At 57.9% G+C, this 24,742-nt stretch carries 23 protein-coding genes; 17 read left to right on the forward strand and 6 right to left on the reverse strand.

Features of this window, described 5'->3' with window-relative positions:
* Positions 1-1,207: HAMP domain-containing protein (locus ACN0TA_RS13655; protein ID WP_417583841.1), on the reverse strand; the 1,207-nt coding region annotated here is incomplete at its 3' end.
* 739 nt (positions 1,208-1,946) lie between these two features.
* On the opposite strand from ACN0TA_RS13655, the gene ACN0TA_RS13660 reads away from it, so the two are divergent.
* Positions 1,947-3,803 carry an ABC transporter ATP-binding protein gene (locus ACN0TA_RS13660; RefSeq protein WP_417583843.1) on the forward strand — a complete coding sequence of 619 codons (1,857 nt, stop codon included), beginning with the start codon at positions 1,947-1,949 and terminating at the stop codon, positions 3,801-3,803.
* On the forward strand, positions 3,800-5,701 hold the full coding sequence (locus ACN0TA_RS13665) for an ABC transporter ATP-binding protein (protein ID WP_417583845.1): 1,902 nt from the start codon (positions 3,800-3,802) through the stop codon (positions 5,699-5,701). The genes ACN0TA_RS13660 and ACN0TA_RS13665 overlap by 4 nt, the downstream gene beginning before the upstream one ends.
* Before the next feature lie 18 nt (positions 5,702-5,719).
* Here ACN0TA_RS13665 and ACN0TA_RS13670 read toward each other — a convergent pair whose 3' ends face one another.
* Together ACN0TA_RS13670 and ACN0TA_RS13675 are read right to left on the reverse strand one after the other, a co-directional pair.
* A complete protein-coding gene (locus ACN0TA_RS13670; RefSeq protein WP_417583847.1) occupies positions 5,720-6,616 on the reverse strand; it encodes an HNH endonuclease in 897 nt (298 codons plus the stop codon).
* Positions 6,617-6,677: 61 nt separating this feature from the next.
* Positions 6,678-8,024, reverse strand: coding sequence for an HD-GYP domain-containing protein (locus ACN0TA_RS13675; RefSeq protein ID WP_417583849.1), 1,347 nt, complete (start codon positions 8,022-8,024; stop codon positions 6,678-6,680).
* 196 nt (positions 8,025-8,220) lie between these two features.
* On the opposite strand from ACN0TA_RS13675, the gene ACN0TA_RS13680 reads away from it, so the two are divergent.
* The 8 genes from ACN0TA_RS13680 to ACN0TA_RS13715 all read left to right on the forward strand — a co-directional run bounded on the left by ACN0TA_RS13680 (position 8,221) and on the right by ACN0TA_RS13715 (position 17,798).
* On the forward strand, positions 8,221-9,276 hold the full coding sequence (locus ACN0TA_RS13680) for a CNNM domain-containing protein (protein WP_417583851.1): 1,056 nt from the start codon (positions 8,221-8,223) through the stop codon (positions 9,274-9,276).
* Positions 9,277-9,359: 83 nt separating this feature from the next.
* Complete coding sequence (gene uvrB, locus ACN0TA_RS13685) at positions 9,360-11,885, forward strand: excinuclease ABC subunit UvrB (protein WP_417583853.1); 2,526 nt, start codon at positions 9,360-9,362, stop codon at positions 11,883-11,885.
* Between the two features lie 189 nt (positions 11,886-12,074).
* Entirely contained in the window at positions 12,075-12,914 is an 840-nt protein-coding gene (locus ACN0TA_RS13690) for a hypothetical protein (RefSeq protein ID WP_417583855.1), read from the forward strand.
* Positions 12,895-15,201 carry a UvrD-helicase domain-containing protein gene (locus ACN0TA_RS13695; RefSeq protein ID WP_417583857.1) on the forward strand — a complete coding sequence of 769 codons (2,307 nt, stop codon included), beginning with the start codon at positions 12,895-12,897 and terminating at the stop codon, positions 15,199-15,201. Before ACN0TA_RS13690 ends, ACN0TA_RS13695 begins: the two co-directional genes overlap by 20 nt.
* 80 nt (positions 15,202-15,281) lie before the next feature.
* Positions 15,282-15,734, forward strand: a complete 453-nt coding sequence (locus tag ACN0TA_RS13700; RefSeq protein ID WP_417583859.1) for a hypothetical protein — start codon at positions 15,282-15,284, stop codon at positions 15,732-15,734.
* A gap of 626 nt (positions 15,735-16,360) precedes the next feature.
* Positions 16,361-16,870 (forward strand): pyridoxamine 5'-phosphate oxidase family protein, encoded by a 510-nt coding sequence (locus ACN0TA_RS13705; RefSeq protein ID WP_417583861.1) that lies wholly within the window; start codon positions 16,361-16,363, stop codon positions 16,868-16,870.
* Positions 16,871-16,964: 94 nt separating this feature from the next.
* Complete coding sequence (locus ACN0TA_RS13710) at positions 16,965-17,471, forward strand: SH3 domain-containing protein (protein ID WP_417583863.1); 507 nt, start codon at positions 16,965-16,967, stop codon at positions 17,469-17,471.
* Between the two features lie 111 nt (positions 17,472-17,582).
* On the forward strand, positions 17,583-17,798 hold the full coding sequence (locus ACN0TA_RS13715; RefSeq protein WP_417583865.1) for a hypothetical protein: 216 nt from the start codon (positions 17,583-17,585) through the stop codon (positions 17,796-17,798).
* Here ACN0TA_RS13715 and ACN0TA_RS13720 read toward each other — a convergent pair.
* Positions 17,765-18,241, reverse strand: a complete 477-nt coding sequence (locus ACN0TA_RS13720; RefSeq protein ID WP_417583867.1) for a hypothetical protein — start codon at positions 18,239-18,241, stop codon at positions 17,765-17,767. The two genes, ACN0TA_RS13715 and ACN0TA_RS13720, sit on opposite strands and share 34 nt — an antisense overlap.
* A gap of 160 nt (positions 18,242-18,401) precedes the next feature.
* Here ACN0TA_RS13720 and ACN0TA_RS13725 point away from each other — a divergent pair, with 160 nt between their 5' ends.
* Entirely contained in the window at positions 18,402-18,611 is a 210-nt protein-coding gene (locus tag ACN0TA_RS13725; protein ID WP_417583869.1) for a hypothetical protein, read from the forward strand.
* 63 nt (positions 18,612-18,674) lie between these two features.
* Here the strand turns inward: ACN0TA_RS13725 and ACN0TA_RS13730 are convergent, their stop codons facing one another.
* Entirely contained in the window at positions 18,675-18,974 is a 300-nt protein-coding gene (locus tag ACN0TA_RS13730) for a hypothetical protein (protein WP_417583871.1), read from the reverse strand.
* A gap of 172 nt (positions 18,975-19,146) precedes the next feature.
* On the opposite strand from ACN0TA_RS13730, the gene ACN0TA_RS13735 reads away from it, so the two are divergent.
* The 5 genes from ACN0TA_RS13735 to ACN0TA_RS13755 are packed head-to-tail and all read left to right on the forward strand — an operon-like array spanning position 19,147 to position 23,073.
* Positions 19,147-19,905, forward strand: a complete 759-nt coding sequence (locus tag ACN0TA_RS13735; RefSeq protein ID WP_417583873.1) for an SDR family oxidoreductase — start codon at positions 19,147-19,149, stop codon at positions 19,903-19,905.
* A complete protein-coding gene (uvrC, locus tag ACN0TA_RS13740; protein WP_417583875.1) occupies positions 19,866-21,776 on the forward strand; it encodes an excinuclease ABC subunit UvrC in 1,911 nt (636 codons plus the stop codon). The genes ACN0TA_RS13735 and uvrC overlap by 40 nt, the downstream gene beginning before the upstream one ends.
* A 19-nt stretch (positions 21,777-21,795) precedes the next feature.
* Complete coding sequence (gene pgsA / locus ACN0TA_RS13745) at positions 21,796-22,377, forward strand: CDP-diacylglycerol--glycerol-3-phosphate 3-phosphatidyltransferase (protein ID WP_417583877.1); 582 nt, start codon at positions 21,796-21,798, stop codon at positions 22,375-22,377.
* A complete protein-coding gene (moaD, locus tag ACN0TA_RS13750; RefSeq protein WP_417583879.1) occupies positions 22,374-22,625 on the forward strand; it encodes a molybdopterin converting factor subunit 1 in 252 nt (83 codons plus the stop codon). The genes pgsA and moaD overlap by 4 nt, the downstream gene beginning before the upstream one ends.
* A 1-nt stretch (position 22,626) precedes the next feature.
* Positions 22,627-23,073, forward strand: coding sequence for a molybdenum cofactor biosynthesis protein MoaE (locus tag ACN0TA_RS13755; protein WP_417583881.1), 447 nt, complete (start codon positions 22,627-22,629; stop codon positions 23,071-23,073).
* Positions 23,074-23,176: 103 nt separating this feature from the next.
* Here the strand turns inward: ACN0TA_RS13755 and ACN0TA_RS13760 are convergent, their stop codons facing one another.
* Positions 23,177-24,067 (reverse strand): branched-chain amino acid aminotransferase, encoded by an 891-nt coding sequence (locus tag ACN0TA_RS13760; protein ID WP_417583883.1) that lies wholly within the window; start codon positions 24,065-24,067, stop codon positions 23,177-23,179.
* A 207-nt stretch (positions 24,068-24,274) separates the two neighbouring features.
* Between ACN0TA_RS13760 and ACN0TA_RS13765 the strand changes: the two genes are divergently transcribed.
* Complete coding sequence (locus tag ACN0TA_RS13765; protein ID WP_417584165.1) at positions 24,275-24,730, forward strand: MarR family winged helix-turn-helix transcriptional regulator; 456 nt, start codon at positions 24,275-24,277, stop codon at positions 24,728-24,730.
* The last annotated feature ends 12 nt before the right edge of the window (positions 24,731-24,742 follow it).

The following is a 24,742-nucleotide window of genomic DNA, read 5'->3' on the forward strand; positions in this document are numbered from 1 at the left end:
GTGTCGAGCGTTCGGACAGATCGTTTGCACCCGCAAGGATTTCGCCAGTCGCAGTCTTCAGCCCGCGCGAGGTCGTCTTAAGCTGACCAACGATCTCGGTCAGCTTTTCAGCAACAGCATTGGTGTCGTCACGAAGCGCAGCGAAAGCACCTTGATACCGGCCTTCCATCCGCTGGGTAAGATCGGTGCGGGCAAGTGCCGATAGCACGTGTCCTGCCTCTCCCAGCCCGGCATTGACCGTGTCGAGCATGGCATTGAAATTGGCAGCCACTCGATCGATATCGTCATCGCCGAACTTCTCGTTGATCCGTGTGGTGAAGTCGCCGGCAACACAGGCGTTGATCACGGCGTCAAACGCTGTCTGAAACCGCTCCATCATGGCGGCGCGCTCGGCCGCCGTCTTGGCATTGAGCAGGCGCTCCGCCTCGGCAGCTTCCATGGCTTGACCATTCGAGCGGAATACCTGCAGGGCCTTGGCCATCTGGCCCAATTCGTGCTCGCGCTCGCTTCCCGAAATGTCGGTATTAAAGTCGCCATCGGCCAGCCGCCGCATCATGGCTGTCATGCCTGAGATCGCGCCCGATAGCCAGCGGCCCATCGCAAACGCGCACGCAGCGCCGATCAACAAGGCGGCTACGATCTCGGCGATCAGAAGCGTCATATAATAGCTTTGCTCAGCGTCGATACGGGCACCAAGCGCATTTTGCTGGTCGGTGACCTGATCCGAGAGATTGTCGTACAGGGACTGCATCTGCGGCCCGAGTTCATCGAGCGTACGCGATGCAGTGACTTGGGCCGTGACATTCATCGACTGCTGCCCGGCGATCATATCCTGGGCGGCGGCGAGATATTCCAGCGCCAGCACTTCGACCCTGCCGATGGTTTCAAGGGCCAGGCTATCGCCTGCGAAATGGGCAAGCCCATCAGCGTCGTTGGTCGCCACGTCCTCGATCATGACCACAAGGGCTTCGGCTGTTTCTTCGGACGGATTGAGCCGGAATTCGTAATTGAGCCGCTGCGCTGCCTCAAGGTCGCGCACATAATCGTTGATTTCCTGGGTCTTGGCGGCACTCGCCTGGTAGCCATCGAGCAGTCCGCTCATGGCCTGCACGCCGAGCTGGCCAGCCAGTCCGACAAGAAGCAAACACGCCATAAGAACGCCAAAGGCGCCATAAACCCTGAATTTTACGCTGAGTTTCGAAAACATTCTGTCTTTCAATCCGTATATTCGAGCCCGTGACCCGGCCGTCCTTCTGGAGGAAAGGTCCTGATTGCGACGGAGGATTGAACACCAGCGACAGATAATACCGCCATACGCATTGTCCTCCGCTAAGCCTCACCGTTGCCGTCCCTCAACACCGGCGGAGCCTTCAGCGACCCTATGCAGAAATGCTTAAAATTTTCGGCACTTGGACTTTGATGGGCCGCGTTAGCGGAATGCCCGGTCCAAAATCGACTCCATGCGCACCATTCAGGCGCGGTTCAGTTGGAAAATGTCCTTATGTCTGCACTGCGCACGAAACTGTCATCGGCTGAAACCAAATCCGACGTCGAACCGTTTAATGCAGTACAGAGGCATCAAACACTGGAGGCTAAAAATGGCCCGCACCCTTATTCAGATGAGCATCGGAACCGCCGCCGGCGCTGTCATGGTCACAATGATGGTTACAGTGATGGCATTCACTGGCGCCTTCGCCTGACCGGCACACGTTCTTCGCCCAAAAAAGCCCCTGCCGATCCTCCCCGGCGGGGGCTTTTTCTTATCCGGCGTCCGAGCCGCAGCACAGTTACAGCGCACTGTTTCGCCAAATTGCAACTTGGCAGGCCGTAACACCTTGCAACCTGTCACAAATCGTCCTTGAATACACAGGCGAGTGATTTGCCTGATTTTCTGCAAGACGGCTTCCCGTTGCAGGTCGGGCTTTTTTTGATGTCTGGATAATTCAGTGACCACCCTCACGGCTGGCCGCGAGCGTTCGCGTGGCGACGCTCGGGCCCATGTTGCCGCCGCCCATTCCGGCAAGGATCGCAGCCCCCTGCTGCGCATCGCCCTTCTCTCTTTGCGCCACCATTGGCAAGTCGCAATCGCGGTCCTGGCGACCATAATTGCCGCCCTGCTTCAGCTTGCAGTGCCGCGCCTTCTGGGCCAAGCCATCGACCAGGCCCAGAATATCGTGTCGGTATCCGGCCAAAATGCCGAACAGGCCCTTTGGCTGAGCGCAATCACCTTGCTCGTCGTTTCAATCCTGCGCGGCGTGTTCACACTGCTGCAGAACTATTTTGCGGAATCGGTGGGCCATCACGTCGGCTACGAATTGCGCCTGGCCTTCTACGACAAGGTCCAGCGCCTTCCATACAGCTATCACGACAAGGTCCATTCAGGCGACCTGATCACCATCGGTCTACTCGATCTCGACGGTATCCGTATGTTCTTTTCAACAGGTCTTATCCGGGTCGTGTTGCTTACTATCCTGATTGGCGTTGGCGCGTGGATGCTGATTTCAACCGACCTGGTGCTCGGCCTGCTGGCGTTGAGCTTTGTGCCCTTTGTCGCCTGGCGGTCTTCGGTCGCCCAGTTGACGCTGCGCCAGACATGGCTGACCTTGCAGGAAAAACTCTCGGTTCTCACCCGCATCATGGAGGAAAACCTCGGCGGCATCCGCGTCGTCCGCGCATTTTCGGGCCAGAAGCACGAGCTCAATAAGTTCGACACAGCGTCAGCTGATGCTCTCGGATTGGCGCACCAGCGCACCAACATCCGGGTCAAGAACACCTCGATGATGACCTTCTCGTTCTTTGCTGCGATGGGGCTTGTCCTTTGGGTCGGCGGCAACAAAGTCATCGCCGGAGATATCAGCGTGGGCACGCTGGCCAGCTTTCTCACCTTCATGACCATCCTGCAGATGCCGGTGCGCCAGCTTGGCCTGATGGTCAATTCCTTTGCCCGCGCTTCCACCTGCGGCAATCGATTCTTTGCCTTCATCGACGCTCCGGTGGCGATCAAGGACAAGCCGGGCGCCAAGGATCTGGTTGTCCCCGAAGGCACGCTGACATTCGACAAGGTGAGTTTCACTTACGATGGCATCACCCATCCCACGCTCAAGGATATCAGCTTCACCGCCCGCAAGGGTCAGACCATCGGCATCGTCGGCGCTCCGGGCAGCGGCAAGTCCACCCTGGCCCATCTGATCGCCCGCTTTTACGACGTCAGCGAAGGCAGTATCAAAATCGACGGGCAGGACGTCCGCGACGTGTCACTCAAATCCCTGCGCACCAGCGTCGCAGTCGTGCAGCAGGACACGTTCCTGTTCACCACGACGATCGAAAACAACATCGCGTATGGCGATCCCTGGGCCAAGGAAACGCGCATCGAGAAAGCGGCTGAAAGCGCCCAGCTCCACAACTACATCATGGGCTTGCCCGCTGACTACGACACGGTGGTCGGCGAACGCGGCGTTTCGCTTTCGGGCGGCCAGCGCCAGCGTCTGTCCATTGCGCGCAGTCTGGTTCTAAAACCAGCCGTCATGGTGTTCGACGATTCCACAGCCGCCATCGATGCGGGTACCGAGCACCGCATCCGCTCGGCCATCCGCCGCTATGCCAAGGACCGGATTACCATCATCATCGCCCACCGCCTGTCCTCGCTCATGGACGCCGACACTATCTTCTTCCTGGAGGACGGCGCCATTGCCGAACGCGGCACACACGCCGAACTGCTTGAATTGGGCGGACGCTATCGCGCCCTCTACGATCTCCAGACCCGGCCCACAGAAGACATCGAATTGACGGAGGCCGGCCAATGAGCACGACCGATCTCGACGACGAACGCGACATCGCCACTTTCCCCGGCCAACGCCCGCCTCGCGCGACCGTAGGCAGCGCCCATATCGAGGAAGAGGTTTTTGGAAAGGCTTACGACCCGCGCACTGTGCGCCGCATCTGGGCCTTCGTACATCCCTACCGCCACCGCATTTATCTCTCGGTTGGCGCCGTTCTGGTATTCACCGCCACCCAACTCTCCATCCCGCTCATCATCGGCTACGCGATCGACAGCGGCATGACTGCCGGCGGCGATACGACCAACCTGCTGTGGGCAGTGCTCGCCTTCGCCGTGATGGTGGCTCTGAACTTCGCAGCCTCCTGGGTGCAGGAAAAGCAGGTCGGCAACGTCGCCGAAAACGTGCTCTTCGACATGCGCCGCGCCATGTTCGCACGCCTTCAGGCGGTCGCGCTGAGTTTCATGGACAAGACCGAAGTCGGGCGCCTGATGAGCCGGCTGCAGGGCGACGTCAACTCCATGCAGGAATTTCTTGAGACCTCAGTCATCTCCATCGGCGATCTCGTGCTGCTGTGCGGCATCGTCGTCGTGCTGCTCAGCCTCGATTGGGGCCTGGGGCTGTTGACCCTGGCCACCATGCCCGCGCTGTTCATCGTCCGCATTTTCTGGCTGCCCCCAGCCAAGCGGGCCTTCTGGGCCGCGCATGAGACCAATTCGGCTACCAATGGCGCCATGGCCGAAGGCATCAATGGCGTGCGCACCATCCAGAATCTCGACCGCCAGAAGGTCAATTTCGATCTCTATGACGATAAGGCCTGGTCCAATCTCAAAACCCAGCTGACCGGCTCGCGCTACGCCCAGGTCATGGTCCCGATCGTTGACAGTTTGACCGGCATCGCCATGGCTACCGTCATCGTGGTCGGCGGCTCGCTGGTCCTCAATGGCTCCATGCAGGTCGGCATCATCGTCGCCTTCCTGTTCTATATCCAGCGCTTTTTCGATCCGATCCGCTCGCTGACCATGCAGTACTCGATCATGCAGCGCGCCATGACCTCGGGCCGCCGCATCACCGAAGTGCTCGACGTCCCCGTTTCCATCGCCGACAGCCCGAACGCGGTAAATCTCACCAGAGACATGGACGGCTCGGTCGATTTCGACAACGTCGTCTTCGGCTACGATCCCAAGCGCCCGGTTCTCAAGAACGTCTCCTTCCACGTCAATCCCGGCGAAACCGTTGCCCTTGTCGGCCCCACCGGCTCGGGCAAGACCAGCGCCATGGCCCTCGTCCACCGCTTTTATGAAGTCCAGTCCGGCGCCGTCCGCGTCGGCGGCCATGACGTACGCGAAATCACCCAGGAAAGCCTGGGCGAACAGGTCGCCATGGTGCTTCAGGAACCGTTCCTGTTCACCGGCACCGTGTTTGAAAACATCCGCTACAACAAGGCCTCCGCCACGCTCGATGACGTCATCGCCGCCTCGAAAGCCGTCGGCGCGCATGAATTTATCACCCGCCTGCCCGATGGCTACGATACTGTCCTCGAACAGCGCGGCTCCAACTTCTCGCTCGGCCAGCGCCAACTTCTCAGCTTTGCTCGTGCCCTTGTTGCAGACGCAAAGATCCTCGTTCTCGACGAGGCCACTGCCAATATCGATAGCTACACCGAGCGTCAGATTCAAAAGGCGCTGGAAACACTGCTCGAAGGCCGCACCGGCCTCGTCATCGCTCACCGCCTCGCCACCATCCGCGGCGCCGACAGGATCATCGTACTGCAAAACGGCGAGTTGATCGAACAGGGCAACCACGACGAACTGATGGCCAAAAACGGCCTCTACGCCCGCCTCTACACAATGAACTACTCAAGCTTCGACGACATCCCCGACGACGTAGTCAACGCCGCCACCGCTGGCGACGGAACGACGTGAGGGCGGCTCTCAGGATGCTCAGTACTTGAATACGTTTTCTCTATGGCACAACAGGAATTCCGGATGCGGTCGATCTCGCAGTTCGTCTGGCCCGATAAGCCGCCCGGACTTATTGATTAGACTTTCCAGCCCCTGCCGATCATTGACCTGACGGGAAATAACGATCTCCAGATCATCCTCCAGCGTGATCAGACCCCGATCAAACATCCAATGGATTGTCCCCGAAAGCGGCACGCCATTATTGATGATATCGGGGCCATTTGCCTCAACCGGCCGAATGTGCGCGGCCTCCACTTCGGCCCGCCCCCCGCCATTGATAAGTTTGAGACCCGTAATTCCGCACCGCGAGTCGTACGCCTTCAAGACGACGCGCCGAAATACTCTATCACGTAGAATGCGGGACGTAAGCACACGCACCCGCTCTCGTTCGACTTCAAACGGCGCTTGCTCTTCCTCCAGTCCAGGCGGCACAGAGGCTAGTGCATCGCTTCGCGGAAGCAAATCGTCCTGCCCGACGAGGCCCATATCGATGATCCGATTGAAGTCTTTAGACCCAAGAGAACGGACTGCCGCTTGCGCCCTGCCCGATATCCGCCCCAGATCATTGAGCAGGCCAGCCTCGACCAATTTGTCGTCGAGAACAAACGGCACAGGGTTGGTGAAGGGCAGATAACTTCCAGGCTCGATGAGAGCTAAGAACATATCAGGCGTGTTGGGATCGCGTATGACGTCGGCGACCTTTGCCACGGCATAATAGCCGCGCGAATTTCGCACTTTGGTTGGTTCGTAATAGACAACCCAATCGCCGATACAGGATTTCACACGGGAATAATATTGCGACGGAAACTGGTATTGAGTGGCCGGGCTATCGTCATAGATCGAATCTGCGCGATGAATAAAAACACCAAAGCCCAAATTCAATCTCCCAATCGTATCATCCGACAATGTCCCACCATCACCGGACTGTCTACCCTGACTAAGCCACCGCCTGCTCCGACCGCACCAACGCCCGCTCCAGCGCTTCGATGCACAAAGGGTCGTGCGAAGTCCCCGCGCCCTCCCACAATATCCCCATCGCCTTGGACATCGGCATCGCCGCGCGATAGGGCCGGTCCGCCGTCAGCGCGTCGAAAACGTCCGCCGTCGAAACGATCCGTGTATCCAGATCGATGTCGTCAGCCGTCTTGCCGTTGGGATAGCCCTTGCCGTCGAGCCGTTCGTGATGGGCGCCTGCGACCACGGCCAGATCGGCGAACGCTCCGATCCGCGCCAGAATATCCTCGGACAGCCGGGCGTGATCGCGCATGGATACCCATTCGGCATCATCGAGCTTGCCCGGCTTGTCGAGCACGCTGTTGGAAACGCCCAGCTTGCCGATATCGTGCAGCAGCGCGGCGCGCTTGAGCCAGCGCCGACGTGCCCCAGTGTAGCCGAGCTCCTCGGCGATCAGATCGGAAAACACAGCAACTCGCTCGCTGTGGCCGGAGGTGAACGGGCTTTTCGCGTCGATCACCCGCGCAAAGGCCTGCGCGATGTCGTCGAGATAATCCTCATCGGCCCGCTGCATCTCGTGGCCCGGCTCGAGATCGAGCACCACCTGCTCGATATCCTCGCGCGCCAGCATGGCCCAGAACTCATCGTCCGCCGCCACGTCGGAAAATGCGAACACCACCGCCGGGTCGAACCACGTCGCCGACCGCGAGGTGATTTCGGCCATTGCCGCCTCCGGCCCGCCGGACATGAAGAACACGTCCACCACCTGCGCCATCAGCGCAATACGAGAAAACAGCGAGATATCGGTGCCGATCTTGCCCGTAGGCTTGCCACCACCATTCCACTGCTCGTCGAGATCGAGGATGCCTTGCGCCACATTCTCGGAGAACCGCATCTGGCGGGCGATTTCCGCCCCGCGCTGACACCGCGTTTCGATAAGGTCGGTAACGATCTCCCCGCCATTGCGCATGATGTTGACCACCGAGCGGAACCGTTCTGCCAGTCCCGCCTCCGCCCCGGTGTGCGACAAGACGAACCGCAGCACCTGCGGCAGGCTGCCGTCGAGATGCTTGAAGTCCCGCTTGAAGGTCAGGTCGTCGGCCAGATACAATTCGCAGATGCGCGCTGCATTGGACGAACACCCAAGATCCTTGAGCAGCAGCGCATAATAGAGATCGCGCAGCGCTGCCTCGTCCATGCCCATCGACCGGCCCACCTGCACCCCGATCCAGCAGCACCGCATGCAATGACCGGGAGGCTGCCCTTCTGTCATATCGAGAGCCCGGCTTAGCGCCCCCAACACTTCGGCCAACCGTATCGAACCACTCATCCTGCGTTCCTGCGCGTAGAGAATTTCCCCGATGGTAGGATCACACTCGCCAATGCTGCGTTAACGCGGACCGCAGCATCGCGTCCCATGGCGCATAGACAGCTTTGAGCACGGGACACGGCACCGGGAACCAAGCCACTGGCGGAACATTGCCTTTCCGATGCCGCAAAAGCGGCGAAACTTTGAAAGCTCGCTAATGACGCTTCTGACAATCTACATCGTTCTGGCCATCGGCATTTCGTTCCTGTGCTCGATGCTCGAAGCCGTGTTGCTCAGCATCACGCCGACCTACACAGCGACGATCGAGGGCGAAAAACCGCGGGTCGCAAGTCGGATCAAGGAATTGAAGGACGATATCGACCGGCCGCTATCCGCAATTCTAAGCCTCAATACCATCGCACATACAGTGGGCGCGGCAGGTGCCGGTGCACAGGCGCAGATCGTGTTCGGCGATGCTGCAGTCACTGTTTTTTCAGCCGTGCTCACCTTTCTGATCCTGGTATTATCCGAGATCATCCCCAAAACACTCGGCGCTCTCTATTGGCAGTCGTTCGCACCCTCCGCATCACGCATCCTGCCGGTGTTGATCATTGTCATGTGGCCGCTGGTCAAGATGTCTCAGTTCATTACGCGCCTCCTGTCGCGCGGCGAGCCGCAACCGCCAGTCACCCGCGAAGAAATCATAGCAATGGCAGATATCGGGCGGCGCGAGGGTGTCATTGATCGCGGGGATTCCAAGGTAGTGGCCAATCTGCTCAAATTCGACAAATTGACGGTCAAGGACATCATGACCCCGCGCACGGTTGCGTTCGCCCTCGATGAGCAAACGACAGTGCGCGAGGCGATCGAGCGCCGTCAGGACCTTCGCTTCAGCCGTGTTCCGGTCTATGAGGGTTCCATCGATACGCCCACCGGCTTCGTTCTCAAGACCGACATCCTCAATCTGGCGCTGGAGGAAGAACTTGAGCGCACCCTTGCAAGCTTTCGCCGCGAGATCACCAGTGTCGTTGAAACCACGCCGCTTGAAGAGCTGTTCGACATCCTCGTCCTCAAGGATCGTCACATGGCGCTGGTCACCGATGATTTCGGCGGCACAGCCGGTCTGGTGACGCTCGAAGATCTCATCGAAACCCTGATTGGCGAGGAAATCGTCGACGAAGCCGACTCAGTCGCCGATCTGCAGGCTTACGCGCGCAAGAAGTGGGAGGGGCGCACCGCCCGGCACAAGCAACGCAAGACCATACCCTCCTGACACGCCCTGTCAGCAGCAACTGTTCACACTCCGTTCTGTTGATGCTATTGAATAGCTCTAACTGCGGCCCGATATGGTGCTCCATGACCTCCGAGAAAAAATCCCGCCCCGGCAAAGCCGAATTCTCGATCGACGATTTCATCAAGGAAATCGAAAAAGCCGAGGATGCACAGGCCTCCAAGCCGCTTTACGCCGAACGCATGCGCAACAAGCGCGCCCTCGATCGCGCCGATCAGAAAGCCGCCGCCGAGGCCCAGGAAACCGAGCGCCTCGCAGGCAAGGGCAAGGACAACGCCAAAGCCAACGCCCGCAAGTCCAGCGCCGCCAAGGGCAAGCGCTCGGAGGCAACCGGCATGTCGCTCAAGGCCCCAAAATCCAAGGCCAACTCCGTCGAGCGCCCCACCAACCTCGATGGGTTCGCCGAAGCGCCGCAGGCCGGCTTTCACGCGCCCACCGACGTGACCAACTCCTCGGCCGGCGTTTCGGCCACCGTCGCCGCGCTCGAAAAGATCATTGCCGAGGGCCGCAAGGAGGTCGAGGGCACCAATGCCTGGAAGCCCCACCGCCCGGCCGCGCTCAAAAAGGACAGGGGCGGCATCCCCTTCCGCCTGCAGACCGATTACACCCCCGCCGGCGACCAGCCCACCGCGATTGCCGAACTGCTCGAAGGCGCCAACAATGGCGAGACCGATCAGGTGCTGCTCGGCGTCACCGGCTCGGGCAAGACCTTCACCGCCGCCCAGGTGATCGCCCAGACCGGCCGCCCCGCCCTCATCCTCGCCCCAAACAAGACGCTGGCCGCCCAGCTCTATGGCGAGTTCAAGCATTTCTTTCCCGACAACGCCGTCGAATACTTCGTATCCTATTACGATTACTACCAGCCCGAAGCCTACGTTCCGCGCACCGATACCTATATCGAGAAGGAATCCACCATCAACGAGCAGATCGACCGGATGCGCCACTCGGCCACCCGCGCGATCCTCGAACGCGACGACGTCATCATCGTCGCCTCGGTCTCCTGCATCTACGGCATCGGCTCGGTCGAAGATTACACCACGATGACCATCTGGCTCGAAAAGGGCCAGCGCATCGACCAACGCGCCCTATTGAACGAACTCGTCGCCCTGCAATACAAGCGCGGCGACATCGGCTTCGTGCGCGGTACGTTCCGGGTGCGCGGCGACACCATCGAAGTGTTCCCCGCCCACTATGACGACGCTGCCTGGCGCATCACGCTGTTCGGCGACGAGATCGAATCCATTTCCGAATTCGATCCCCTGACCGGCAAGAAATCGGCCGAATTGACCGCCGTGCGCGTCTTCGCCAACTCCCACCACGTCACCACCCGCACCACGATGAATGCGGCCATCAAGGAGATCAAGAAAGAGCTGAACGCCCGCCTGCAGGAACTCAACGGCATGGGCCGGTTCCTCGAAGCCCAGCGCCTCGAACAGCGCACGCTCTTCGATCTCGAAATGATGGAAGCCACAGGCTCCTGCGCCGGCATCGAGAACTATTCGCGTTATTTCTCGGGCCGCAAGCCCGGCGAGCCGCCCCCCACGCTGTTCGAATACCTCCCCGACAACGCCCTGGTCTTCGTCGACGAATCCCACGTCACCATCGGCCAGCTCGGCGCCATGTATCGCGGCGATCTGCGCCGCAAGGCGACCCTCGCCGAATACGGCTTCCGCCTCCCCTCCTGCATGGACAACCGCCCCCTGCGCTTCGAGGAATGGAACGCCATGCGCCCGCAGACGGTCTATGTCTCGGCCACCCCCGGCGCCTGGGAGTTAGAGCAGACCAATGGCGTCTTTGCCGAACAGGTCATCCGCCCCACCGGGCTGATCGACCCCGTCGTCGAAACCCGCCCCGCCACCAATCAGGTGGACGATGTGGTCGACGAAATCCGCCAGACCACCGACAAGGGCTACCGCACGCTTTTGACCGTCCTCACCAAGAAGATGGCCGAGGATCTCACCGAATATCTGCACGAGCAGGGCATCAAGGTCCGCTACATGCATTCGGACATCGACACCATCGAGCGCATCGAGATCATCCGCGATCTGCGCCTGGGCAATTTCGACGTGCTGGTCGGCATCAACCTGCTGCGCGAAGGCCTCGACATCCCCGAATGCGGCCTCGTCGCCATTCTCGATGCCGACAAGGAAGGCTTCCTGCGCAGCGAAACCTCACTGATCCAGACCATCGGCCGCGCCGCCCGTAACGTCGATGGCAAGGTCATCCTCTACGCCGACCGCGAAACCGGCTCCATGGAACGGGCGCTGGCCGAAACCAACCGCCGCCGCGAAAAACAGCTCGCCTACAACGAAGAGCACGGCATCACCCCGCAATCGGTCAAGGCCCGCATCAACGACATCGTGGATTCCGTCTACGAACGCGACCACGTCTCCGTCAAAATCCGCCCGGGCAAAGACGGCAAGGACACAGTCCCCGTCGGCGCCAACCTCGCCGCGGTGATAAAAGACCTCGAACACCAGATGCGCGAAGCCGCCACCAATCTGGAATTCGAGAAAGCCGCCAAACTCCGCGACGAGATCAAGAAGCTGCGGGATATGGAGATGGATGCGCTGGAGGGGCCTGGGGGGTGAAGCTGACCAAGTTTCGCAATATTTGGTAATATCAATAGGTCGCCCGCTAGCTGAAACGAGGCCCGTATTGCGCCGCAGAAGATCTGATCCCCCCGGCGTTCGATTTACCTTTGCAGGCGTTTGATACGCGCCTGATTGACCAATTCGCGCTAGAAGCTATCTTGGCCATTAATCTTCTAGGGGGCCGAGTTGCTAAAAGATGCTCTGATAGGGACACTCACACAGGGGGTCGTTTTTTGCTGTGCGCAAGCCGACCGATATGCAGAACGCCCTGTTCATGGAGTGATTATCACAGCTCGCTGTGACCTAAAAAATGACAAGGTCCCCTTGGTCAACTACCTTCCAGTGGTGCGCTTGGAGGATTGGGTGTGGGTGGACGGATGCGACATACTTGAGGACCGCCTGACTCGACAGATTGACGCCCAGAAAAAGGAGACGCTCGCAAATCTTAATGTTCCCGACGATTTGCTCCGGATTCATACTATTACCGAGCTAGCTTATTTATTCTTTCCAACTGATGAAAAAAAAGATCGTTTATCGCGGGAACGGTTAGGAAAAATTTCCAAACGTGAAGGTGAGCTTTCCGATTTGGCGCTCAGAAACTTAAATGAGGTTTCACTTTTGTCGCCGTTCAGAAAGGAAAAAGAACGCCTCCTAAAGGAACTATTTTCTCACAAACTGTCTGGTTATTACTTTCTACCTAGAATATATACTGATGAAATTGAATCTGGTTACGTCGTATTACTTCGGGAAGTAAAGAATATATCATCGTCGGTTGCGACATGCGTCGCCGGCGGCATGAGTCGGCCCACAAATACATTGGTTAGCGGACTCGCATTCGACGCCGACGAATTTGCAATGCCCATTTCCGAGCTTCAGCCGCCTTTTGTAGAACACCTACTACAGAGTTTCTCAATGCTCTATGGACGCATAGGTGTTCCAGATTTCGCAGAGTCACAAATAGAGACCCTTACCCGTTCGCTTCTTGGTTCCAACGAGGTCAAAATAAATGAAGACGTTAACTCTTGATTTGGCAACCATTGATGAAATCATTTCGGAAAGAACTCTCCAATCTATAGAGTTTCCTGACGGAAATGTCCTTGCGGACCTATTATGTGGAAATGCCGAGCGGGCAGTATTGCCAAATAGTATAAAACAGATCAATAATGATGCGGGTACGTTCTGGCACCATATCAAGTCGAATGAAAAGCCTAGATACCTGGTGATAGATTCACAGCAATCAGGTATATTTGATCAACTTCCGCCGGCCGAAATTCTTTACGTTTTTCAAAAGTTGCTCCGCTTCTGTAAAAAGCTATGGACTGGACTATCGCTAACTTATTCCGAAAGGGTGATTACCGGGAGTAGCAAAGCCATATTATTCCCATTTCAGTTTCGCCCCGATCCATATCGGGTCGTTATTGAGCGGGAACCCATGGCCGAACGCTTGGAAAAGCGGGGGCGTGCAGGCACCTTTTTGCTCGTTTATAAGGCGGGCTTTGACAAAGGTGCCCCGTCCGAAGAGCCATCGTTTGCCAACTTCAAGCGAGTATACGAAGGCCTGCCTCGCGTAATTGATGCGGTTAGAAGTGAGCGTGACACTAGGCCCGCAGAGAACCTAGCCGACATTGATCAGTTACAGGTAGCTCGTTTAACCGGACTAGGTAACGGCACGGCGACAAGCATGTTTCGCAGTTACGACGACTGGTTGCCACTCCTAACCGACTCTCAACGACGCTTTGTAACTGCACCCATTGTAGGGAGCTTCCGCATAGAGGGACCGGCAGGCACTGGAAAGACCCTCTCCCTTATCTTGAAGGCACTGTTCAATTTAAATCAGGCCGCTGGTGAGCAGCGGGACTTTCATGCCGCTTTCCTCACTCATAGCGCAGCTACCCGAGACACAATCCGGGAAACAGTCCAAGTCATGGACCAGCGCGGCTTTGGCGAACAGTCGCCTTCCAGCTCAGGCCAATCTCTTTCTATACTGACGCTGAGCGACCTCTGCTCGCAGCAACTAAGGCAATCCATTGCAGAGACCGAGTTTCTTGATCGTGATGCAATGGAATCTAAGGGACTCCAACTACTTCATATTAATGAGGCAATCGATCAAGCCACACTAAAAATCGATTCCTATGCGAAAATTATGAGCTCCAAATTTTTATCATTTGTCAAAAATGAGGATAGATGGACATTTAGTGAACTCATGCAGCATGAAATAAGCGTTATTATAAAAGGGCGCGCTTCTGAGCACTTTGACACTTATAAGTCCATTCCTTCCCTAAAATATGGGCTCCCGGTCGAAAACGATGGCGACAAGTCTTTCGTTTACGGCGTATTTAAAAATTACCAAGATCGTCTTCGCGCTACGGGTCAATTCGACACCGATGATGTTGTCATTACCACCATCGGCCAACTTGATACGCCTATCTGGCGAAGACGGCGTTCTCGTCAAGGATATCATGCAATATTTGTGGACGAAACACATCTATTCAATATTAACGAACTACACGTATTTCATCATTTTACTCGTTCGGAAGGGCCTTATCCGATCGTCTATTCGATCGATCGATCACAAGCAGTCGGTGATCGTGGCTGGACTAACGAACAGATCGCTGAGTCAGTAATTCCAGGAGATCAACAATCTGACGGAAATAGTGCGATAAAAACTGTATTCCGATCTTCCCCGGAAATTGTTAATCTCGCATTCTCCGTTGTGTCCTCTGCTGCCACCTTATTCGAAAATTTCGATAACCCCTTAGATATGGCCTCATCTGGCTTTACAGCTGACGAAGAGGCTCTGAGTCGGCGACCAACTTATCTTGAGTACGGTAGCGAGCAAGATATGATTGCCGGGGCATTCTCGATCGCGGAGTCGTTTGTCTCTGATATGGGCTGTCGGCGCAGCGATTTGTTGATAGTTTGTCTGGACGACGCTTTGCTGGATCAGCTGAGAAAATATACCGAAGAAAAAAACAAACCTATAAGTATTCTAACACGACGAGGTGACCTGCAAGCCGTCGAGCAGGCGAGAAAATCTGGACACTTTGTTTTGGGGCATAGCGATTATGTAGGAGGCCTTGAATTTTTTGGTGTCGTGATTGTTGGGGTTGACGAAGGACGCGTTCCGTACAAGTCACCTAACGACAGTGAAAGCAGCAAGCGATACCTGAGTTACATTTCCCATAACCGTTTGTACGTCGCAATTACGCGTGCAAAGTATAGAGTAGCAGTGTTGGGCGAACAAAGTCGGGGACCCAGCAAATTGATTGAGCCGGCGATTTATGCGGGCGTCCTTGAACGAGAACCTAACTAATCCCCACCGCCTCAACCTCCCCTATCCTCTCCTGTCACCCTCCGCCCCGCCGGAGCGAGACCTGACACGGAGACCGGCCCATGCCACGCCGCAAGACATCCACGCCCACCCCCGCAGCCTATGCCGCGTTGATGGCGCGGCTGGCGGCGGTTCTGGGCTTCATGACCGCGCAGGGCAAATCGCGCCCCACGCTTGAAGCGCCCGAGGGAACCATCCGGCTGGTCCGGGCCCTGTTGACCGATCTGCGGCGCTTTGCGACCGGTCTCGGCCACAAGCGCACAATCCCGGCGCTCCCGCACGGCCCGGTCAAATTTTCAACCCTTCTGCTGGTGCTGGGCGAAGCCAAGGCCCGCTTGGAAACCCTCGGCCTCGAACACGGCTTCCCCTACGCCGATCCCCGCAGCCTCAAGGGCCGGATCGATGCCGCGAACACCGATATGGCCGCCCTGCTCGCATCGGCCACCGCCAGCTTTCGCAGGCGGCGGCAACAGCGCATGGACGAGGAGGAGCGCGAAACCCAATGGGGCGAATAGCGACCCACGCAAGAAACTTATCCCCGCGCGTCCCGCCCGCATTAGGCTTCGCTTCATGGGCTTGCATCGGGCGCGGATGCATACGAGCTTTCGGCAAGCCTGGTCCGGGTTCCTCGCGGGTCGCTGCGGGGAAGGCCCAAACGTCACAAGCGCCGGACGGCGCGAACCGGCCGCCTGATCTCCTGTGTGGGACTGGCGCGATTGCTACCGCCGTCGTACTCCCGAAAGGGAGAGGGGATTGACCCTAGCCTTCTGAAGGGCGACTAAGCCAAAAACCCCGGTCATGAACGGCGAAGCTGGCTTCGCACACTACAAAAAATCGGATGAAGCTTGCTTCGCCGTTCATCGCCCACCCCTATCCCCCGAGGCCCATGGCCGTCGGCCGCTTTCGTGCGCGCCCCGACTCTAAAAATTGTACCGGACGAGGTGAAGCCGAGGACCCCGGCGCACCATTGCGCCGCCCCGCCGGAGGGTCAGCGCAGCGCATAGGTCCGGCTTTAGGACCGTCATGCGCGGAGCGGTGCGGCCCGTGAGGCAAAGGAAACAACTGCGCGCCGTGAGACAGAAACAAGCAACCCATAAGCCCTCTCCGCCGTTCTTCCCCGAACACAAAAAGGAGTTTGCTCATGTCCCATCACACCGAACAGGCCGACCAGCTTTCCCCCGCCGAGACGCAGGACAAGATCTGGAATCTCGCCGACGATATCAAGATCTGCATGCTCACCACCTGGAGCGGCTCCGAGCAGCATTCGCGCCCGCTCTCGGCGCATGTCGATCGCGACGCGCACGCGCTTTACTTCCTCGTCGATGAATCCGGCCACAAGAATGAGGAGATCGAAAAATTCCCTGAAGTCTCCTGCGCTTTCGTCGACAAGGGCTCAAACGATTACGTGGTGATCGCCGGCGAAGCCAAAATCACCAATGACCGCGCAAAAATCGCCGAAATCTTTTCCAACTTCGCAAAAGCCTGGTGGGATGATGAAAACGACCCCGCCATTCGCCTTTTAACGGTTTCTCCCTCGCGCGGTGAACTCTGGGACGGCCCCGGCAGCGCCGTGGCCAAAGCCAAGCTGCTGTTCGCCGCGGCGACCGGCGGCGATATCGACATGGGCGAGACGGGGAAAACCCGGCTCTAGCCTAAATATTACATTCAGTTAAGGTTCAGGTGGATTGGGCTTTATTGGGGTCAAGGCAGTGAAAGAGCTGCCAGCAACTCACAGGAGAAGCGTCATGGCTCTCGGAAAAACAGCAATAAAGGGCGGCATCGCCGCTCTCCTGGTCGCGGTGATGACCACAGGCGCCTTTGCCTGGGAAGCCTACGCGACCAATGCCCTCAATGTCCGCTCGGGACCGGGCACCAATTATGGCGTGGTGACCACCCTCCAGCGCAATCAGGTTGTCGATGTGCAGTACTGCCGCTCGGGCTGGTGCTTCCTCGACACGGGCCGCTACGGTCGCACCGGCTGGGCTTCGCAGAACTATCTGCGCGAAGTCGGCAACTGGACCCCGCCCCGGCCCAACCCGCCGAGCTGGCAGCCCCCGCGCCCCAATCCGCCGAGCTGGAACCCCAATCCGCCGCGCCCGCCCTTCTGGGGCAACAACCCGCCCCGCCCGCCGCACTGGGGCAATCCACGGCCTCCGCACTGGAACCCGGGCCCACCCCCGCGTCCCCGGCCCCCCAACAATTCCGAAGTGTGCTTTAACGGCCCGAACGGCTATTTCTGCATCGGAAACTAACGACAACACATACGATAATGGCCGGAGCTTTCATTGCTCCGGCCATCTTGCTTTCTCAAAGCCCAAAACCAATATGGTGGGCTTTCAGTCAGTCTTTCGATGGACCATCCGATGAAATCCTACGTCAAGCTCGCTTCCGCTCTCATGCTTTCCGGCGTCGGCATGGTCGCCCTCGAACGCGCCATCGCCAGCGGATTGGCCAGCGGCAATATCCATCTGCCAGCCGGCACAGGGTCCATTGTGTCCGTCCTGGCGCTCGCTCCCCTCGGCCTCATCGCTGCCGGCGCTCTGGTTTATGTGGGTGGCGCGGTTCTGGGGCTGAAATAGGTTAATTGGTCCGCAGCCGCTCGGCATCCAGCCCGCGTGCTGCAAGCCGGGCACGAAGGACGGCGCATGATTACGGTCACCCCGTAGATCGCCGCCGCGCCCACCAGCAGGGCCAGGAGAAAGGCCTGCACCCCGCCCGCTTCAATGCCAAAGCCCAGGGCGACAAAAAACACGGCCATCCCGCCAATTGTCGCGAGATAAAACCGCCTGTCGCTCTCGGCCCGCACCTCATGGCCGGCGCTCATCACGATATCCCTGCGCTCGACCTCACTCATCGCGGCAAGCGCCTCGGGCAACCCCTCGCGCTCAAGACTGGCCAGGTAAGCTTCGCCGCGCGTGCTGATCCGCGTTTCGATGCGCTGCGCGTTCCATTTCGCCAGCATCAAATTGCCAATGATGGTGATCGCCGCCAGTCCGAGCGCCGCATAGAGCACGATAATCAAACCAATTGTCTCCTCACAAACACTGTCGTTCCAACATGGCCATCACCGACCGCTCCCGCAACCTCTCCCACCCGAACGTCTCATGCTAAGCTCGTTCACCTCAGGGTCAGGATCGCTGATCTATCCTGACCGGGTCATTTGCAGGAGCACGATTAGAGCCATGACAACGTTTCGCTGGGGTATCGCCTTCATCCAACTCGGAATGCTGCTGCTTGCCATTGGCCTTGTCCCGCTGGCAATCATGGCTCTGCTGTTTCCCGGCGTTTCCAACCTGGTGCCAGTCCTGCTCAGCCTTTCAGTGGCCCCTCTGGGCGGTCTTTGCCTGATCGCCGGACTGGTCATGTGGGGCATTGGCAAAGTCAGGGGCTAGACTGTGCTGCAGCCAAGGACCCGGACGCTGCCGCCCGGGTCCGAAATCACAATCGCGAAGACGTCATTTTGCCATTGATTTGCGAACAGCGGCAACGATCGCTGTCAAAACACCGCCGCCTACGAGCCCCGAAAGACCTTGCGTAACCAGCATACCGGCATCCAAACCGGCGCCTGCACCGCCGATAAGATTGGCCAGACCCGGTATCAGACTGGCCAGCCACGTTCCGCCAACACCGCCGATAGCACCGGCAATAGAGTTTCCCGTCGGACCAAGACTGAGCGTCTTGGTCGTCGCGCCAATGCCGTTGCCACCGATGGCCCCGGCCACCAGTTGGATTATAATAGGGATAAGCGTTTCCATAGTCCCCTCCTGATAACGAGGTGCTAAATTGCACCTCCCCACGATCCTGAGCCTACGCCCATTCCTGATTCGCGGTAAGCTGCAGCATCACGCGGCCCGAACCATTGCTTTGGAAGCCCGTTCTGCCTATCTCGGTAACAGGCCAATTCGCACTCACTACGGAAGTTCAGACATGCCGCCAGCAGCGCTGATAACAGGAGCCGCAGACAGGATAGGCGCAGCAATTGCCACGCGTCTGGCCGCTGAGGGCTATGCTGTCATCATCCATTATCGCTCGTCAGGCGAGAAAGCCGAAAGCCTTGCCGACGCCATTGGCGCCGATGGCGGTTTCGCTGCTGCGCTGCGTGCCGATCTGGCCAATCGTCAGGATCGCATGGGGCTGATTGCGGGCGCTTCCGAGCTGTTTGGTCCGTTATGCGTTCTGGTCAACAACGCATCAATTTTCGAACCTGACAGCGCCGATACGCTGCATGAAGATCTTTGGGACCTGCACATGGCAGTTCATGCCGAAGCGCCGATCTTTCTGGCCCGCGATTTTGCCGCGCAACTTCCTGCCCACGAAAATGGCAACATCGTCAATATCATAGATGAACGGGTACTAGCGCTCTCGCCGGACTATTTCTCGTACACGCTCTCTAAATCACTGCTCTGGACGGCAACGCGCACCTTGTCGCAATCTCTTGCACCCCGCGTTCGGGTGAACGCAATTGGTCCTGGACCGACTCTGGCCAACAGCCGCCAATCCGAGAGCGAATTTGAGGCATCCCGCAAGCGCCTTCCGCTCCAGACGGGTGCCGACCCGGACGGCATTGCCGATGGCGTTGTCGCAATTCTAAACCTGCCCTCGATGACTGGGCAGATGATCGCGCTCGATGGCGGCGAACATCTCGAATGGAGCGCGCGCAGCGCGCCGACCCCCCGCAAGCAATGACAGACGAACCCCTCCCCGGCCCCGACATCATCAAGCGCTTTGTAAGAACCCTGCCCACCGGCGCGGGGGTTTACCGCATGATCGATGAAAAGGGCGACGTCATTTATGTCGGCAAGGCGCGCAACCTCAAATCGCGCGTTACCAACTACACGAGCTATGAAGGCAATTCGGTTCGCATCAACCGAATGATTGCATCGACCCGGTCGATGGAGTTCGTGCGCACCGAAACTGAAGCCGCAGCACTTCTGCTTGAAGCCAATATGATTAAGCGCCTTCGGCCGCGCTTTAACGTATTGCTGCGTGACGACAAGACGTTCCCCTACATCCTCATCGCCACCGAACACGAGGCCCCCGAACTCACGAAGCATCGCGGCTCTCGACGCCGCAAAGGCGATTATTTCGGCCCTTTTGCATCCGCTGTTGCGGTCAGCCGCACCATCGCGGCACTGCAAAAAGCGTTTCTGTTGCGCAACTGTTCGGACAGTTTTTATGCCGGGCGCACCCGCCCCTGTCTTCAGCATCAGATCAAGCGCTGCGCAGCCCCCTGCACCGGCGTCATTTCGATCCCGGACTACAATGAACTCGTCGACGAGGCTCGCGCCTTCCTCTCGGGCAAGACAAAGGCGGTGCAGGACCATCTGCAAAAAGAAATGAACGGAGCTGCCGAAGCGCTCGATTTCGAGCGCGCAGCAATGCTGCGTGACCGCCTCGGTGCGCTCGCGCTCATCCAGGGCTCAACAGGCAACGGGGCGCAGTCGGTTCCCGAGGCTGACGTTTTCGCCATCCATAATGAGGCCGGCGGTTTCTGCGTGCAGGTATTCTTCTATCGCGCCCACCAGAATTGGGGCAATTACGCTTTTTATCCCCGCGCCAACGATGACAGCACCAATGCTGAAGTGCTTGAAGCCTTTATCGCCCAGTTCTATGAAAATCGCACCCCGCCAAAGCTCGTGCTGCTTTCCGAGGATCTGACCGAGCCCGATGTATTGCGCGAAGCGCTCTCCTCCCGCGCCGAGCGCAGTGTGCGAATCGAAACCCCGCGCCGGGGCGAAAAACGTACATTGGTCGAAAACGCACTGACCAACGCCCGCGAAGCCTTGGGGCGCCATCTTTCCGATTCGGCCAGCCAGCGCAAACTGCTCGAAGCCATGGCGGATACGTTTGGCCTCGAGGAGACACCGCGTCGCATCGAGATCTACGATAACTCCCACATTCAAGGTACAAATGCCGTCGGAGGCATGGTCGTGGCAGGTATGGAAGGGCTTTCAAAAAAGCACTATCGCACCTTCAACATCAAGTCCCACGACCTCACGCCGGGCGACGATTTTGGCATGATGCGCGAAGTGCTTACCCGCCGATTTACACGGCTAGCCAACGAAAGCGCGCCCGACGCCGGGGATGATGCCAACGAGATGCCCGATTGGCCGGACGTCCTGCTTATCGATGGTGGTGCCGGTCAAACCAATGCCGTCAAGGCAGTGCTGGCGGAAATGAGCCTTCCTCGCGACGTCACTATTATCGGCATTGCCAAGGGCGAAGAACGCAATGCGGGCCGTGAGACGTTCTATATGGAGGGTAAGGAGCCGTTCATGTTGCCTGCGCGTGACCCCGTTCTCTACTACGTTCAGCGCCTTCGCGATGAGGCGCACCGTTTTGCGATCGGCACCCACCGTGCCCGTCGCAAAAAGGAAATGGTCAAAAATCCACTGGATGAAATTGGCGGTATTGGCCCAACACGCAAGCGTGCTCTGCTCCAGCATTTTGGCTCGGCAAAGGCCGTCTCGCGCGCGTCCGTCGCCGATATCGCCGCGCTGCCAGGTATATCGACTGCAATGGCGCAAATGATCTACGATCACTTCAACCAAAGATAACCAGGGTCAGGAATACGAAATGACCGAAACAAAATTCGATATGGCCCGACTGCCAAACCTTTTGACGTATGGCCGCATCGCCGCCATTCCCGTCGTCATGCTGTTCTTGCTGACCGACAACGGCCCGCTGCGTTGGCTGGCGCTGCTGCTCTACATCGCTGCCGCCGTAACCGATTTCTTTGATGGCTATTTTGCACGCAAATACGGCTCTGTCTCGCCAATAGGCCGCATGCTCGACCCCATTGCCGACAAATTGCTCGTCGGCGCACTGCTGCTTGTTTTCTGCTTTGACGGCAGTTTTGGCCTCTGGGACCTCATCCCAGCCACGATCATCCTGCTGCGTGAGATCTTTGTCTCAGGCCTGCGTGAGTTCATGGGCACAGAGAAAATCACGGTTCCCGTTTCAAAGCTCGCCAAATATAAAACCACTGTTCAGCTTGTAGCGCTCGGCGTGATTATCGCCGAACCGCTTATCCCGGGCATGCGCGAGCTGAGTGATATTCTGCTCTGGCTGGCCGCAAGCCTCACAGCCATCACCGGATGGCAATACTGGTCCGGCGTATCCCGCCATCTGGCGCGCGACGAGGACGAATCTCTATGAAAATTCTATATTTTGCCTGGCTGCGCGAGCGGCTCGGTCGAGACAGCGACCACGTGACCGTTCCGGAAACAGTTGCAACGGTCGCCGATCTGATTGGCTGGCTCGCCGACCATGATGAAGGTTTTGCGCTGGCAACGGCAAACCGCCAGCTCATTCGTGCTGCAATCGATGACGAGCTGGTCGATCACGACACGCCTTTGGGCAATGCACAAACTGTCGCGCTTTTTCCGCCGATGACAGGCGGCTGAAATGAGCGTCACACTGCAATCAGATGCATTCGACCCTGGCGCCCTGTTCAATACTTTTCTAAGGGCCCACACTGGTGCTGGCGCTGCACTGACATTTACGGGGCTCGTGCGCTCGACGCCTGCAGATCCCATTACGTCAATGACGCTTGAGCATTATCCCGCTCTCGCGCGACGCCAGCTCGAAGACTTACGTGCAATCGCCATGACACGGTTCAAGCTCCTTGATGCTGAAATCGTCCATCGCTTTGGCAAGCTCTATCCAGGAGATCCCATAGTGCAGGTGATGACTCTCGCGCCGCACAGGCAAGCGGCATTCGACGGCGCCAATTTCATCATGGATACGTTGAAAACCACTGCGCCCTTCTGGAAGAAGGAAGAAGGAGCTCACGGCATCCGATGGGTGGACGCCAAAGATAGCGACGACAAAGCCACTGCGCGCTGGCAATGAATTCACCAGTATCGCCAGCAATTCTCGATATCCTTGGTTCGACCCACAAAAAAGAGCCGGAGATTTCTCCCCGGCTCTTCAAATTCGCTCATACTGCGGCTTTTTATTCAGCTGCTGCCTTTTTGGGCTGCACTTCGCTCATATAAGCTTCAACCAGCGTCCGGCAGGCTTCGCCCGGCGCGAACTTGTAATCGCCCACTTCGGAAACCGGGGTCACTTCTGCGGCGGTGCCGGTCAGGAAACACTCGTCGAATTGTGAAAGTTCTTCGGGCTTGATGTGCCGTTCTGTGACGGTATAGCCATTTGCCTTGGCCAGCGCGATCAGTGTGCGGCGCGTAATGCCGTCGAGGAAGCAATCCGGAAGCGGTGTTGTGATGTCCTTGCCTTTGACAAAGAACACGTTGGCTCCAGTGGCTTCAGCGACATAGCCACGATAATCGAGCATCAGCGCATCGGCATAGCCCTTATCCATGGCCGCGTGCTTGGACAACGTGCAGATCATGTATAGGCCAGCAGCCTTTGCCTTGCACGGAATGGTTTCCGGCGATGGCCGCTTCCAGTCCGCCCAGCAAAGGCGAATGCCCTTGAGCCGCTCTTCGGTGGAGAAGTAGCTCGGCCAAACCCAGGCCGCGATCGCCAAATGCACAGTGTTGTCACGTGCAGGAACCGAAAGCGTTTCCGATCCGCGCCAGGCGACCGGGCGCATATAGGCGTCGACAAGATTGTTCTTGGCAAGAACCTGACGGCAGGCGTCATCGATCTCTTCGGCCGAGTACGGAATTGTGAAATCGAGCGTCTTGCCCGAAAAGATCAACCGCTCGGTATGCTCGCGCAGCTTGAACACCTCTCCGCCATAAGCGCGCTGCCCCTCAAAGACGCTGCTGGCATAGTGAAGACCGTGAGTCAGTACATGGAGCTTGGCGTCCTTCCAGGGCACCATCTCGCCATTATACCAGATCCAACCGTCTCGCTGATCCATTGGCACGGTGGCCATCTTAATCTCCCGATTATGCGTTTGTTTCGTGTGGGCCAATCGCCCACAATCTGTGTCCCATAATGCAGTATTCTCTCACCACTTGGCAAACCAAAGCGGCTCTGTGATAAGTCATTAGAGGGCAAAGATATTGGTAGGACGATGCCAGCGCATTCAATTAATGTCAACAAGGCTGACATAAATTCGGCCATCTATGATTTTCCTGAGATGCCGATCGATATCATGGGGCTGTTCTTCTTTGCCTATCGTGATTTCGTGCGCGACGCCGATGCACTTCTCGAGATGCAGGGATTTGGCCGCGCTCATCACCGGGTCATCTATTTCGTCAATCTGCGGCCTGGCATGACAGTTGCCGATTTGCTCGATATCCTGCGCATTACAAAGCAGAGCCTTGCGCGAGTGCTGCGTCAGTTGATCGACAATGGTTATGTGGCGCAAAGGCATGGCGAAACCGACCGACGTCAGCGCCTGCTGTTTCCCACCGAAAAGGGTCGCGATTTCTTTGAAGTCCTCAGCGCCACCCAGGCGCGCCGCATTGAAGCGGCCTTTGCAGCACTTCCAGAAGAAACCCGCGAAGGCGTGCGACATTTCTTTGCCGAAATGACCGAGCGTAGTGACCAGCAATTGCTGCGCTCCCTGCGCCTGGTCGAACCAACGTCATAGGACGACTTCCCA

The sequence above is a fragment of the Pelagibacterium sp. genome, from assembly GCF_048264985.1.
Classification (GTDB): domain Bacteria; phylum Pseudomonadota; class Alphaproteobacteria; order Rhizobiales; family Devosiaceae; genus Pelagibacterium.